Genomic DNA, 13,582 nt, shown 5'->3' with positions numbered 1-13,582 from the left:
CGTGGTTTGTCGAAGCTGCGCTGTTCGCCGCGTGGCTGGAACTCGCCGTCGCGCTTGAAGCCGCCTTCGCGGTTATCGCGATTGCCTTCGAAGCGCGGTTTGTCGCCGCCGAAGCGTGGTTTGTCGAAGCTGCGCTGTTCGCCGCGTGGCTGGAATTCGCCGTCGCGCTTGAAGCCGCCTTCGCGCTTGAAGCCGCCTTCGCGGTTATCGCGATTGCCTTCAAAGCGTGGCTTGTCGCTGCCGAAGCGTGGTTTGTCGAAGCTGCGCTGTTCGCCGCGTGGCTGGAACTCGCCGTCGCGCTTGAAGCCGCCTTCGCGGTTATCGCGATTGCCTTCGAAGCGCGGTTTGTCGCCGCCGAAGCGTGGTTTGTCGAAGCTGCGCTGTTCGCCGCGTGGCTGGAATTCGCCGTCGCGCTTGAAGCCACCTTCGCGGTTATCGCGATTGCCTTCGAAGCGGGGCTTATCGCCGCCGAAGCGTGGTTTGTCGAAGCTGCGTTGTTCGCCGCGTGGCTGGAACTCGCCGTCGCGTTTGAAGCCGCCGTCGCGGTTATCGCGATTGCCTTCAAAGCGTGGCTTGTCGCCGCCAAAACGTGGTTTATCGAAGCTGCGTTCGCCACGTGGCTGGGCATCACCGTCACGACGATGCTCGCCGCCGAAGCGTGGTTTATCGAAACCACGGCTGTCGTTGCCAAAGCGCGGGTTGTTGCCGGCCTGGCCTGCTGGCGGAGCGTTATTCCCGGCAGGTGGTGCGTTGCGCTCGGCAAATGAAGTGGGCTGACGGCGTTGCGCGGCGCGCTGGCGGGAACGGAAGGTGGACATCGTGCGGTAATCCTTTGAAATCAATCCACCATTCTAGCCTATTCGGGGCTTGCCTGCTTGGTACTGCCCGCGCTTTGGTTTAACATGGCCGGTTCGATTTTGAGTGGCTAAGCCGTGTCTACGCTAGAAACCCAGTTTGGCAGCCGCCTGGTGGCGTGGCAGCGCCTGTATGGCCGCCATGGCCTGCCGTGGCAGGTAAGCGATGCTTATCGCGTGTGGCTGTCCGAGATCATGCTGCAGCAAACGCAGGTCAGTACCGTGCTGGGCTATTACCCGCGCTTTCTGGCCCGTTTTCCCGACCTGGCCACCTTGGCCGCAGCGCCGGTGGACGATGTGCTGGCACTGTGGAGTGGCCTGGGCTACTACACCAGGGCGCGCAATCTGCACAAGGCCGCGCAGATGGTGATGCGCGACTTTGGCGGCGAGTTTCCGCAGCAGCGCCAGGACATCGAGCGCCTGCCCGGTGTGGGCCGCTCTACCGCGGCGGCGATTGCGGCGTTTGCCTTTGGCCAGCGCGAAACCATTCTGGATGGCAATGTCAAACGCGTGCTGACGCGCTGCTTTGGCGTGGAAGGCTACCCCGGTGACAAGCCGGTGGAGGCGCAGCTGTGGCAGCTGGCCGAGCGGCTTACCCCCGCCAGCCGTGCCGACATGGTGCCGTATACCCAAGGGCTGATGGACCTGGGCGCTACCGTCTGTACACGCAGCAAGCCCGCCTGTACCGCCTGCCCGATGCTGGATGGCTGCGTGGCGGCCAACAGTGGCCGCACCGCCGAGCTGCCGCAGCGCAAGCCGAAAAAAGCCGTGCCCGAGCGCGAGACGGTGATGCTGATTGCCCTGCACCAGGGCCGGGTACTGCTGCAGCGCCGCCCGCCGGTGGGTATCTGGGGCGGGCTGTTGAGCCTGCCGGAATTCGATAGCACACTGGCCGTCGATGGCTGGCTGGCGGCCAACGCGGTGGGCGACCTGCTGCCCGCCTGGCCCGAGATGGTGCACGTGTTTACCCATTTCCGGCTCACCATTACGCCGCAGCCGGTACTGCTGCAGCAGAGGTTGGCCGATAGCTGTCACGAGGACAGCTGGCAGTGGCTGCCGCTGGCCGATGCGCTGGATGCCGGCGTGCCGGCACCGGTGCGCAAACTGTTGTTGCAAGCACTGGCGATTACCCCCTAAACCCAGCCGCGGCGTGGCCGCAAGGTGAGCTGAAAAATGGTTTCCGTAGTACGTTCCGTAGCCGATACCCTGGCCGACGCCGCCGACCCGGCCGTGTGGCTGGCCCAGCTGTCGGCAGCGCTAACCGATGCCGAGCGCGCCATGCTGCAGCGCGCGTTTGACGCCGCCCGTGCCATGTACGCCGGCAAAACGCTGCCGCATACCGGTGAAGATGTATTCAGCCATGCCGTGGCCGCCGCCGCCATCGTGGCCGACCTGAACCTGCTGCCGGACGCCATTGCCGCCACCTTGCTGTTTGCCGCCCCCGATTACCGCGAAGACTGGCAGGAGTGGCTGCCCAATACCTTCAACCGTACCGTGCTGACCCTGGTAGACGGCGGCAACCGTGTGCGCCGCCTCACCGAGCTGGCGCGGCTGGACCGCCTGGCCACGCCGGAAGACCGCGCGCGCCAGGCCGAAACCATGCGCAAGATGCTGCTGGCCATGGTGGCCGACATCCGCGTGGTGCTGATCAAGCTGGCGTGGCGTACGCAAACCATGCACTACCTGTCGCAGGTGGCCGAGCCTGGCCTGCGCCAGCAGATCGCGCAAGAAACGCTGGAGCTGTTTGCACCGCTGGCCAACCGGCTGGGCGTATGGCAGATCAAGTGGGAGCTGGAAGACCTGGGCTTTCGCCATACCGAGCCGGACAACTACAAGAAAATTGCCAAGCTGCTGGACGAGCGCCGGCTGGAGCGCATCGGCTATATCGACCGCCTGCTGGACACCCTGCGCGGCGAGCTGAAAGGCGCCGGTATCAAGGGCGACGTAGCCGGCCGGCCCAAGCACATCTATTCCATCTGGAAGAAGATGAAGAAAAAGAAGCTCGATTTTTCCGAGCTGTACGATATTCGCGCCGTGCGCATTCTGGTGGAGCGCCTGCAAGACTGCTACACCGTGCTGGGGCTGATCCACAGCATGTGGCAGCCGATACCCGGCGAGTTTGACGACTACATCAGCAACCCCAAGGCCAACGACTACCGTAGCCTGCATACCGCGGTCATCGGCCCGGAAGGGCGCGGGGTAGAGGTGCAGATACGCACCTTCGAAATGCACGAGCACGCCGAATTCGGCGTGGCCGCCCACTGGCGCTACAAAGAAGGCGGCAAGGGCGATGCGCAGTACGAGGAGAAAATCTCCTGGCTGCGCCAACTGCTGGACTGGCGCGAAGAGATGTCGGATTCCGACCGCAGCGACCTGGCCGACGCCTTCAAGACCGAGCTGTTTTCCGACACCATCTACGTGCTGACGCCGCAGGGCCGCGTGCTGGATTTGCCCTCGGGCGCCACCGCCATCGATTTTGCCTACAGCCTGCATACCGACCTGGGCCACCGCTGCCGCGGCGCCAAGGTAGAAGGCCATATCGTGCCGCTGTCCACCCCGCTGCAAAACGGCCAGCGTGTGGAGATCCTCACCGCGAAAGAGGGCGGCCCGTCGGTAAACTGGCTGCACGAAGGCTGGGTGAAGAGCCACCGTGCCATCAGCAAGATCCGCCAGTATGTGCGCCAGCAAAACGCCGACGTCGTGCGCGAAACCGGCCGCCAGCTGTTCGAGCGCGAGCTGTCGCGCCACCCGCACGTGCAGCCCAGCCTGGCACAGATTGCCGACAAGCTGGGTTACTCGCGCATGGACGAGCTGTACGCCGCGCTGGGCCACGGCGAGCTGGGTACACGCGCCATCAGCAACGCCATCGAAAGCTTTGCGCCGCAGCAGCCGCTGGAGGTGGCACCGGAAGACCTGGTGCGCCGCAGCCGTGGCGGCCACGACTCGGGCGGCGTGCTGATCGAGGGCGTGGGCAACCTGATGACCATTCTGGCCAAGTGCTGCAAACCGGCGCCGCCGGACAGCGTGGCTGGTTTTGTTACCCGTGGCCGTGGCATATCGATACACCGCAGCAACTGCATTACGCTCAAGCGCTTGTCTGCCGACGCGCCGGAGCGGCTGATTGCCGCCGACTGGGGCGACCAGAAAAACGGCGTGTTCCCGATCGACCTGGAAATCCACGCCAGCGACCGCCCCGGCCTGCTGCGCGATATTTCCGATGTGTTCTCGCGCGAAAAGCTGAACGTGATCGGCGTGAACACCCTGTCGCGGGCGCAGAAAGCCAAGCTGCGCTTTACCGTAGAAGTACGGCAGGTGCGCGATATCAGCCGCGTGCTGGCGCACATCATGGAAGTACGCGGCGTGCACGAGGCGCGGCGCGTCTAGGCGGCATGCGGCCAACCCTGGCCGCGCCGCGTGTTCTCGCCAGCTACCCCGGTAGCTGGCGCCGGGCCCGGGATGGGTCTGCAATCACTGTTAACCGAATGCATCATGCAAGACCTGAAACAGCAGGCACAGCTGGCGCTGTCGCTGATGGACCTGACCTCGCTGAACGACGACGACAGCGTAGCCACCATAGACGCACTGTGCGCCAAGGCGCGCAGCGACGCAGGCCAGGTCGCCGCCGTATGCGTCTACCCCCGCTTTGTACCGCACGCCCGCCGCGCCCTGGCGCGTGCCGGTGCCAGTGGCGTACGCATTGCCACTGTCACCAACTTTCCGCACGGTGACGACGATGTGGCGATTGCCGTGGCGGAAACCCGCGCTGCCATCGCCTACGGTGCCGACGAGGTGGACGTGGTGTTCCCCTGGCGCGCACTGCAGGCGGGCAACGCTGATGTTGGCCGCACGCTGGTGTCCGCGTGCAAGGCGGCCTGTGGCGACAAGGTGCTGAAGGTAATTATCGAAAGCGGCGAGCTGGCCACGCCAGCGCTGATCCGCCAGGCTAGCGAAATAGCACTGGCCGCCGGCGCCGACTTCCTGAAAACCTCTACCGGCAAGGTGGCGGTCAACGCCACGCCAGAGGCGGCGGCTATCATGCTGCAGGCTATCCGCGATAGCGGCCGACCCTGCGGCTTCAAGGCTGCCGGTGGCGTGCGCACGGCCGACGATTCGGTGGTTTACCTGCAGTTGGCCGCGCAGATCATGGGCGCAGCGTGGCTGACCCCGGCCAACTTCCGCTTTGGCGCCTCCGGCTTGCTGGCCAACTTGCAGGCGGTAGTGCAGGGTGGCGACATCACACGGCACAGCGGCTACTAAGCGGCGCCAAGGGTGGATTTGGCACCCGGCAAGGTTGGCCGCAGCGATGCGGCCAACCTTTTTTATGGATGGCCAGCTGGCTTGGCGGGCACTGTCCTTGCCGCCGCCAGCGTGCTAAAAACACAGATAAAGCGCAGCAGATACTGCGCCGCCAACACAACGAGGCAACACCATGACAAACCGACGCGCCATCATTCTGGTACTGGATTCCCTGGGCATAGGCGCCAGTGCCGACGCCGACACCTTCGGCGACGTAGGCAGCAATACCCTGGGCAGCATCGCCCGTGCCGCTGCTAGCGGCGCGGCCAACGTTGGCCGACACGGCCCGCTGCAATTACCCAACCTGTCCCGCCTGGGGCTGGGGCACGCCTGCGCGCTATCGTCCGGCTACTTCCCCGAGGGCATGGACCCGGCGGCGCCGGTGGCGGCCTACGGCTACGCCCGCGAGCTGTCCAGCGGCAAAGACACGCCGTCCGGCCACTGGGAAATCGCCGGCGTGCCGGTGCTGTTCGACTGGGGTTACTTTCACGACAAGCAGCACAGCTTCCCGCCGGCGCTGCTGGACGAGCTGGTGGCCAAGGCCGGCCTGCCGGGCTACCTGGGCAACTGCCACGCCAGCGGTACCGAGATTCTCGACCGCCTGGGCGAAGAGCACATGGCCAGCGGCAAGCCCATTTTCTATACCTCGGCCGACTCGGTATTCCAGATTGCCTGCCACGAGGAAACCTACGGGCTGGAACGCCTGTACGAGCTGTGCCGCATCACGCGCGAGGCGCTGGCGCCCTACAATATCGGCCGCGTGATTGCGCGCCCGTTTGTCGGCAGCGGCAAGGGCCAGTTCAGCCGTACCGGCAACCGCAAAGACCTGGCGGTCGAGCCGCCAGCGCCCACCGTGCTGCAAAAGCTGGCCGAGGCGGGCGGGCAGGTGGTGTCGGTGGGCAAGATCGCCGATATTTACGCCCACGTTGGCATCACGCAAAAGTACAAGGCTACCGGCCTGGACGAGCTGTGGGACACCACCCTGGCCGCACTGAAGACCACGCCGGGCCACAGCATCATCTTTACCAACTTTGTGGATTTCGATTCCAGCTACGGCCACCGCCGTGATGTAGCCGGCTACGCCCGCGCGCTGGAGCAGTTCGACGCACGCCTGCCCGAGCTGCTAGCGGCCATGGGCGACGACGATATCGTGATCCTCACCGCCGACCACGGCTGTGACCCTACCTGGCCGGGCAGCGACCACACCCGCGAGCACATCCCCGTGCTGTGCTACGGCAAGCAAGTGAAGCCCGGTAGCCTGGGCGAGCGTGCCACCTTTGCCGATATCGGCCAGAGTGTGGCCAGCTGGCTGGGCGTGCCGGCGATGGATTACGGTACGTCTTTTCTGGGCTAACTTGGCAGGGCCCAGGCCCTGAATGACACCACTGCCGGTGGCTGCGGTGCCAATGGCACCGGCCGCCGGCCAGTATTTGACTGCGGCCAACATACACGTACAGGGGCGGACGTGTTGGCGCATACCATCTCCGACGGCGGGCAGAGCACCGTTCCGGCCTTTGGCACCCGTGTATCCGCCGGCCGTCGTGACCACAGCAAGGAGATAAAACATGGCTACACCGCATATTGGCGCCGAAATGGGCGATTTCGCCGACATCGTACTGATGCCGGGCGACCCGCTGCGCGCCAAGCTGATTGCCGAAACCTACCTGGACAACGCCGTACAGGTGACCAGCGTGCGCAATGTGTTCGGCTATACCGGCACCTACAAGGGCAAGCGCCTGTCGGTCATGGCGCACGGCATGGGTATTCCGTCTGCCAGCATTTACACCACCGAGCTGATCAAGGATTTTGGTGTGAAAACCATCATCCGCATCGGCTCTTGCGGCTCGGTTGACCCGGCACGCCTGGGCCTGCGCGATATCGTGATCGCCATGGGCGCCTGCACCGACAGCAAGGTAAACCGCATGCGTTTCCTGGACCACGACTACGCCGCCATTGCCGACTTCGAGGTGCTTCGTACTGCGGTCGATACCGCTGCCCAGCTGGGCAAGAAGGTACAAGTGGGCAATGTGTTCTCGGCCGACCTGTTCTACGGCGTACAGCCGCAGCTGCTGGATACGCTCAAGAGCATGAACGTGAACGCGGTGGAAATGGAAATTGCCGGTATCTACGGCGTGGCCGCGCAGTACGGCGCGCGCGCGCTGGGCATTGTGACCGTGTCGGACGTGATTCCTACCGGCGAGGCCATGGACGCCGAGGCGCGCCAGACTACCTTCCGCGACATGATGGACATCGCGCTGGAAACGGCACTCAAGCTGTAATGCCGGCTTGCTGTTGCTGCATTGCACAGGCTTTGTAGTGTGCAAAGAACATTTTTTGGTGCGATGCACAAAATTGCCTTGCAAAGTGTCTAGCGCAATTCCATAATCAAGCTACATCAGGACGTTGCGTGAAAGTGTGCGTTTTGGTGTTGTCTCCTCCATCCTCCTTCTATAGGTGGAACTTGGCGCAATCAGGCAAGCCCGATTGCGCTCTTTTTTTGCCTTTTTGCCCAATGTGTACCGAAAACGGTTTCTCTTTGCCCGACAAGGCCTTGAATCGTGACTTAGGTTTGACAGCAGGGTATCTCTGTAATAGAATCCGGAACTTTCAAGAATTACGATGGAAGAGTTCCATGAAGACCTTTTCTGCCAAGCCGCATGAGGTAAAGCGCGAGTGGTTCGTGGTCGACGCCGAAGATAAGGTGTTGGGCCGTCTCGCTGCTGAAATCGCTCGTCGTCTGCGCGGCAAGCATAAGCCGGAGTTTACTCCGCACGTTGATACCGGTGATTACATTGTTGTCGTTAACGCAGAGAAACTGCGCGTTACCGGTAACAAAGCACTGGATAAGAAGTACTACCGTCACTCCGGCTACCCTGGTGGTATCTACGAGCGCAACTTCACCGAACTGCAAAACCAGTTCCCGGAGCGCGTTCTGGAAAAAGCCGTTAAAGGTATGCTGCCGAAGGGTCCGCTGGGTTACGCCATGATCAAGAAGCTCAAGGTATACGCCGGCACCGAGCACCCGCACACTGCGCAACAGCCAAAAGTGCTGGAAATCTGATTTCTGAGGCAAGTATAGATGAACGGTAAATACTACTACGGTACCGGCCGTCGCAAGAGCTCCGTAGCTCGTGTGTTCATGCAAAAAGGCTCCGGCCAGATCATCGTTAACGGCAAACCAGTTGACCAGTATTTCGCTCGCGAAACCGGTCGCATGGTTATCCGTCAACCACTGCAAATCACCGAGCACCTGGAGTCTTTCGACATCATGGTTAACGTGAACGGCGGCGGTGAAACCGGCCAAGCTGGTGCCATCCGTCACGGTATCACCCGCGCCCTGATCGACTTCAGCGCCGAGCTGAAACCTACTCTGTCCCACGCCGGCTTCGTTACTCGCGATGCCCGTGAAGTGGAACGTAAAAAAGTGGGTCTGCGCAAAGCACGTCGTCGCAAGCAGTTCTCCAAGCGTTAATTTGCTTGTTGCGAGACAAAAAAAGCCACCGTTCGCGGTGGCTTTTTTCTTTTGTCTCTGGCAGAAACTGCTACGCCTTGCCACCAGCAGGCCGGCTTGCTGCTGCGCGGGTGCGGATACGGGGCAGGGCGTGTGGCAGCCGGTTTTGCCGGTTGCATTGCGCTGCAGCACTCCTTACCATGTCGCCTTTGCGACATTTTTTTATATCCAGAGGAGCCTCGCATGATCAAGGTGGGCATTGTCGGCGGTACCGGTTACACCGGTGTCGAGCTGTTGCGTTTGTTGGCCAACCATCCGGGTGCACAGGTTGTGGCGGTAACGTCGCGCAAGGAAGCCGGCATGAAAGTGGCCGAGATGTTCCCCAGCCTGCGTGGCCGTGTGGATGTGGCGTTCAGTACGCCCGACGAAACCGACCTGAAAGCTTGCGACGTAGTGTTCTTTGCCACCCCGCATGGTGTGGCCATGGCGCAGGCGCGCGAGCTGCTGGAGGCCGGCGTGAAGGTGATCGACCTGGCTGCAGACTTCCGCCTGAAAGACCCGGCAGTGTTTGCCCAGTGGTACGCCATGGAGCACAGCTGCACCGACCTGCTGGCCGAGGCGGTATACGGCCTGCCCGAGGTCAACCGCGAGGCGATCCAGCAGGCGCGTCTGATCGGCATGGCGGGCTGCTACCCGACGTCGGTACAGCTGGGCCTGTTGCCGCTGCTGGAAGGTGGCAAGCAGTACATCGAAACCGATACCCTGATCGCCGACTGCAAGTCCGGCGTATCCGGTGCCGGCCGTAAAGCCGAGGTAGGTACCCTGTTTGCCGAATCCAGCGATAACTTCAAGGCCTACGGTGTGAAAGGCCACCGTCACAGCCCGGAAATCGAGCAGGGTCTGTCGGCTATCCACGGTGCGCCGGTCAAGCTGACCTTTGTGCCGCACCTCACGCCGATGATCCGCGGCATTCACTCCACCATCTACGCCCGCCTGAAGCCGGGAGGCCGTGATGTGGATTACCAGCAGCTGTTCGAGCAGCGCTTTGCCAGTGAGCCGTTTGTGGATGTGCTGCCCGCGGGTAGCTGCCCGGAAACCCGCTCGGTGCGCGGTGCCAACACGGCACGTATCGCCGTGCACCGCCCTGGCAATGGTGACTTGCTGGTGATTCTGGTGGTAGAAGATAATCTGGTCAAAGGCGCCTCCGGCCAGGCGGTACAGGTAATGAACCTGATGTTTGGCCAGCCGGAAAACGCCGGCCTGAATATCGTGCCGCTGCTGCCTTGATGTTGAAAACTCGCCAGTCGGCCCAATATCCTACTAAAATAGTAGGATGAAGGGCCGCTGGCGCGGCCCGTCCTTGTACCGAAAGGCTTGTGAGATGACTGCTGCTACCGAAACCCCGTCCCCGATCAACTTTACCAACAGCGCTTGCGACAAGGTGCGTGACCTGGTGGCCGAAGAAGGCAACCCGGATCTGAAACTGCGCGTTTTCGTTACCGGTGGCGGCTGCTCCGGCTTCCAGTACGGTTTTACATTTGACGAAATCGCCAATGAAGACGATACCGCTATTGAGCGCGCTGGCGTAACCTTCCTGGTCGACCCGATGAGCTACCAGTATCTGGTAGGTGCAGAGATCGATTACCAGGAAAGCCTGGAAGGTTCCCAGTTTGTGATTCGCAACCCGAATGCGCAAACCACTTGTGGCTGCGGCTCGTCCTTTTCGGTATAAGCCCGAGCGTTGCCTCATGCACAAACCCGGGTCTTGCCCGGGTTTTGCTTTTGCGGAGAGACATCATGCATAACAAGATTCCGCCCATCGTGTTGCCCAAGGTGGAGTTCACCCGCGAGTTTGCGTTCAGTGAACAGGATTTCGAACGTGTACGGCAGCTGATTTACAAAGAAGCAGGCATTTCGCTCAACCCCACTAAGAAAGATATGGTGTATGGCCGCCTGGTGCGCCGCATCCGCGAGCTGAAGCTGGATGGTTTTGCCGCCTACGTGGATTTTTTGCAAAGCGCTGGCGGCAAGCGCGAGTTCGAGCTGTTCGTCAACGCGCTGACGACCAACCTGACGTTCTTCTTCCGTGAAGAACACCACTTCCACATGTTGGCCGAGTACCTGAAAACCCTGCCCACCGGGCAGGAAATCAGTATCTGGTGCGCGGCATCGTCCACCGGTGAAGAGCCGTACTCCATCGCCATGACCGCGCTGGAAGCGCTGGGCGGGCGCGGCAATATCAGCATTCTGGCTACCGACCTGGATACTAGCGTGCTGGAGGTTGGCCGCAAGGGCATTTACAGCGCCGACAAAATCACCAAGCTGCCTGCGGGCTATGCGGCGCGCTATTTCGACAAGCTGCCGGATGGCAACTACCAGGCCAAAGCGCAGCTGCGCAATATGATTACCTTTAGCCAGCTGAACCTGGTGCACAACAACTGGCCAATGCGTAAACAGTTCGACGCGCTGTTCTGCCGCAATGTGATGATCTATTTCGACCGCGACACGCAGTTTGCCGTGCTGAAAAAGTTTTACCCGCTGATCAAGCCGCACGGCCTGCTGTTTGTCGGCCATTCGGAAAACTTCTATTTCGCCTCGGAGTATTTTGCCCTGCGCGGCAAAACCGTGTACGAGCTGGCGCGCCGCAAGGCTTGACGTTTGCGGCAGCTTGGCATGCTGCCTGCATCGCTTTACCATGCTTGCCGGCAAGGCCCCTTGTGGGCCTTTTTTCTTGTGTGCCAGGGGGTGAAATGAAGGTTGCCATACTGGGTGCCGGCATTATCGGTATTTCCACCGCGTGGTTTTTACGCCAGGCAGGGCATGAGGTGGTGGTAGTGGACCGTGCCAGCGGCCCCGCCCGCGAGACCAGCTTTGCCAATGGCGGGCAGATTTCGGTTAGCCAGTCCGAGCCGTGGGCGCACCCGTCCACGCCGTGGCGCGTGCTGCGCTGGATGCTGCGCGAGGATGCGCCGCTGTGGTTCCGCCCGCATCTGGACCCGGCACAGTGGCGCTGGGCGCTGCAGTTCTTGCGTGAATGCCTGCCCGGCCGCCATGCGGCCAACCTGCGCCATATGGTGGCGTTGGGGCGCTATAGCCAGCAGACTTTCGCCCAGCTGCGCCAGCAGCTACCGCTACAGTACGCCCACCGCCAGCAGGGTATCCTGGCCTTGCTATTCAGCCGCCAGGAGGTAGAGCACGCGCTGGCCGCCTGCAAGCTGTTGGCCGCCGAGGGCGTAACGCGCCGCGTGGTGTCGGTAGACGACGCGGTAGCGCGCGAGCCGGCGCTGGCCGCCATCGCCCCGCAGCTGTTGGCCGCTACCTGGTGCGAGAGCGATGAATCCGGCGACGTGCACCAGTTTACCTGCCAGCTGGCGGCGGCCTGCGCCGATGCGGGCGTGCAGTTTGCCTGGCAAACGCGCATCAATGCCTTGCAGCCGCAGGGCGGGCGCATTGCCGGCGTATCGCTTACCGGTGCGGATGGCCGCTTTGATACGCTGCAGGCCGACGCCTATGTGCTGGCGCTAGGCAGCCATACCCCGCTATTGCTGGCGCAGCTGGGCCACCACATTGCGGTGTACCCGGCCAAGGGCTACTCGGCTACCCTGCCGCTGCGCGATGCGGCTAGCGGGCCGCAGGTGAGCATTACCGACGAGTCGCACAAGCTGGTGTTTTCGCGCCTGGGGGATACGCTGCGTGTGGCCGGTACCGCCGAGCTGTCGGGCTACAGCAGCCACCTGAACCCGGTGCGCTGCGCGGCGCTGGTACGGCGCACGCAGCAGCTGTTTCCCGATGCCTGCCACTGGGACGCCGCGCAGTTCTGGACCGGCCTGCGCCCGGCCTCGCCCGGCAATGTGCCGCTGATCGGCCGCTATCGTTACAGCAATCTGTGGCTTAATACCGGCCACGGTACGCTGGGCTGGACCGAAGGCCCCGGCTCTGGCCGTGCGCTGGCGCAGCTGATGAGCGGGCAGGTGCCGGAGATCGCTTTCCCGTTTTTGCACGGCTAGCGTGCGCGCCAGCTTGATCGCACCGGTTTTATTGATGTGGGGCAGGGTAGGCCATAGCCGCCGTGCTACCATGCAGCCCTTGTTTTGCAGGAAACCATCATGCAGGAAATGACCCCTTACGAGCTGCTGGGCGGCGCTGGCGTGGTGCGCTGGCTGACCGACCGCTTCTACGACATCATGGATACCGACCCGTCGGTAAAAAGCCTGCGCGATATGCATCCGGCCGACCTGGCGGGCTCGCGCGAGAAGCTGTATATGTTTCTGTCCGGCTGGCTGGGCGGCCCGCCGCTGTTCATGGATACCTTTGGCCACCCGCGTTTGCGCATGCGCCATATGCCGTTTGCCGTAGATAGTGTGGCGCGCGACCAATGGATGCAGTGCATGACGCAGGCGGTCAACGAGCTGGTGTGCGAAGACTGGCTGAAAGCCAAGCTGATCGAGGCGTTTTACAATACCGCCGACTTCATGCGGAACCGCGAAGACGCCTGAGCATGCCCTGACGGCATACGGGATAAGACAATGCGGCCAACCTGTTACCAGGTTGGCCGCATTGTCTTGTCTGGCAGGTGGCTTAGTGCGGGCGGTGGCCGCGCTCTATCATCACGCCCACGTGTTTGACATCCGGCAGGATGTTCAGCTTGGTGACGGCTACGCGTACCCACGGCGCGCCAAATTCGTCGCGCACGATGCTGGCAATGTGTTCGGCCAGCGCTTCGATCAGCAAGAAATGCTGCGCCGCCAGCGAGGCGCGTACGCGTTCGACGACTTCGCCGTAGTGAATGGTGTCGCCAATATCGTCACTGTGGCAGGCTACTTCGCTGGGGATGCCGTACTCGATATCCAGCAGCACCGTCTGGGGCGCGGTACGCTCCCAGTCGTATACGCCGATCACTGTGTCGGCGCGCACTTCGCGCAAAAAGATAATGTCCATCGTTGCGGGCTTTGGGTTTGTTGCCCGATACCGTAAAATGCCA

General features: G+C 62.3%; 13 protein-coding genes and 1 pseudogene. 12 read left to right on the top strand and 2 right to left on the bottom strand.

Annotation, left to right across the window (positions count from 1 at the left end):
• Window positions 1–818, bottom strand: a pseudogene (locus tag FLQ44_RS22430) (THUMP domain-containing protein); the annotation flags it as partial.
• Window positions 819–932: 114 nt separating this feature from the next.
• Here FLQ44_RS22430 and mutY point away from each other — a divergent pair.
• The 12 genes from mutY (at window position 933) to FLQ44_RS22370 (ending at window position 13,097) form a co-directional block, all read left to right on the top strand.
• Window positions 933–1,991, top strand: a complete 1,059-nt coding sequence (mutY, locus tag FLQ44_RS22425) for an A/G-specific adenine glycosylase (RefSeq protein WP_147696137.1) — start codon at window positions 933–935, stop codon at window positions 1,989–1,991.
• Between the two features lie 36 nt (window positions 1,992–2,027).
• Window positions 2,028–4,238: a RelA/SpoT family protein gene (locus FLQ44_RS22420; RefSeq protein ID WP_147696136.1), complete on the top strand. Its 2,211-nt coding sequence runs from the start codon at window positions 2,028–2,030 to the stop codon at window positions 4,236–4,238.
• 105 nt (window positions 4,239–4,343) lie between these two features.
• A complete protein-coding gene (gene deoC / locus FLQ44_RS22415) occupies window positions 4,344–5,111 on the top strand; it encodes a deoxyribose-phosphate aldolase (protein WP_147696135.1) in 768 nt (255 codons plus the stop codon).
• A 172-nt stretch (window positions 5,112–5,283) separates the two neighbouring features.
• Entirely contained in the window at window positions 5,284–6,504 is a 1,221-nt protein-coding gene (locus tag FLQ44_RS22410; RefSeq protein ID WP_147696134.1) for a phosphopentomutase, read from the top strand.
• A gap of 211 nt (window positions 6,505–6,715) precedes the next feature.
• Entirely contained in the window at window positions 6,716–7,429 is a 714-nt protein-coding gene (gene deoD / locus FLQ44_RS22405) for a purine-nucleoside phosphorylase (protein WP_147696133.1), read from the top strand.
• A 353-nt stretch (window positions 7,430–7,782) separates the two neighbouring features.
• Entirely contained in the window at window positions 7,783–8,211 is a 429-nt protein-coding gene (rplM, locus tag FLQ44_RS22400; protein ID WP_017509912.1) for a 50S ribosomal protein L13, read from the top strand.
• Window positions 8,212–8,229: 18 nt separating this feature from the next.
• Complete coding sequence (gene rpsI, locus FLQ44_RS22395; protein WP_017509911.1) at window positions 8,230–8,622, top strand: 30S ribosomal protein S9; 393 nt, start codon at window positions 8,230–8,232, stop codon at window positions 8,620–8,622.
• Window positions 8,623–8,844: 222 nt separating this feature from the next.
• Window positions 8,845–9,888: an N-acetyl-gamma-glutamyl-phosphate reductase gene (gene argC, locus FLQ44_RS22390; RefSeq protein WP_147696132.1), complete on the top strand. Its 1,044-nt coding sequence runs from the start codon at window positions 8,845–8,847 to the stop codon at window positions 9,886–9,888.
• A 94-nt stretch (window positions 9,889–9,982) separates the two neighbouring features.
• Complete coding sequence (gene erpA / locus FLQ44_RS22385; RefSeq protein WP_147696131.1) at window positions 9,983–10,333, top strand: iron-sulfur cluster insertion protein ErpA; 351 nt, start codon at window positions 9,983–9,985, stop codon at window positions 10,331–10,333.
• Between the two features lie 65 nt (window positions 10,334–10,398).
• Window positions 10,399–11,256 (top strand): CheR family methyltransferase, encoded by an 858-nt coding sequence (locus tag FLQ44_RS22380; protein ID WP_147696130.1) that lies wholly within the window; start codon window positions 10,399–10,401, stop codon window positions 11,254–11,256.
• A gap of 95 nt (window positions 11,257–11,351) precedes the next feature.
• Window positions 11,352–12,608 (top strand): D-amino acid dehydrogenase, encoded by a 1,257-nt coding sequence (locus tag FLQ44_RS22375; RefSeq protein ID WP_147696129.1) that lies wholly within the window; start codon window positions 11,352–11,354, stop codon window positions 12,606–12,608.
• A 99-nt stretch (window positions 12,609–12,707) separates the two neighbouring features.
• Entirely contained in the window at window positions 12,708–13,097 is a 390-nt protein-coding gene (locus FLQ44_RS22370; RefSeq protein ID WP_147686038.1) for a group II truncated hemoglobin, read from the top strand.
• Between the two features lie 82 nt (window positions 13,098–13,179).
• Here the strand turns inward: FLQ44_RS22370 and folB are convergent, their stop codons facing one another.
• Window positions 13,180–13,539 carry a dihydroneopterin aldolase gene (gene folB, locus FLQ44_RS22365; RefSeq protein ID WP_017509905.1) on the bottom strand — a complete coding sequence of 120 codons (360 nt, stop codon included), beginning with the start codon at window positions 13,537–13,539 and terminating at the stop codon, window positions 13,180–13,182.
• Window positions 13,540–13,582: the final 43 nt, after the last annotated feature.

This window comes from Vogesella mureinivorans (assembly GCF_007644035.1).
Taxonomy (GTDB): domain Bacteria; phylum Pseudomonadota; class Gammaproteobacteria; order Burkholderiales; family Chromobacteriaceae; genus Vogesella; species Vogesella mureinivorans.
The sequence above is the reverse complement of the archived record's forward strand: the minus strand, read 5'-3'. Positions and strand labels throughout refer to the sequence as shown.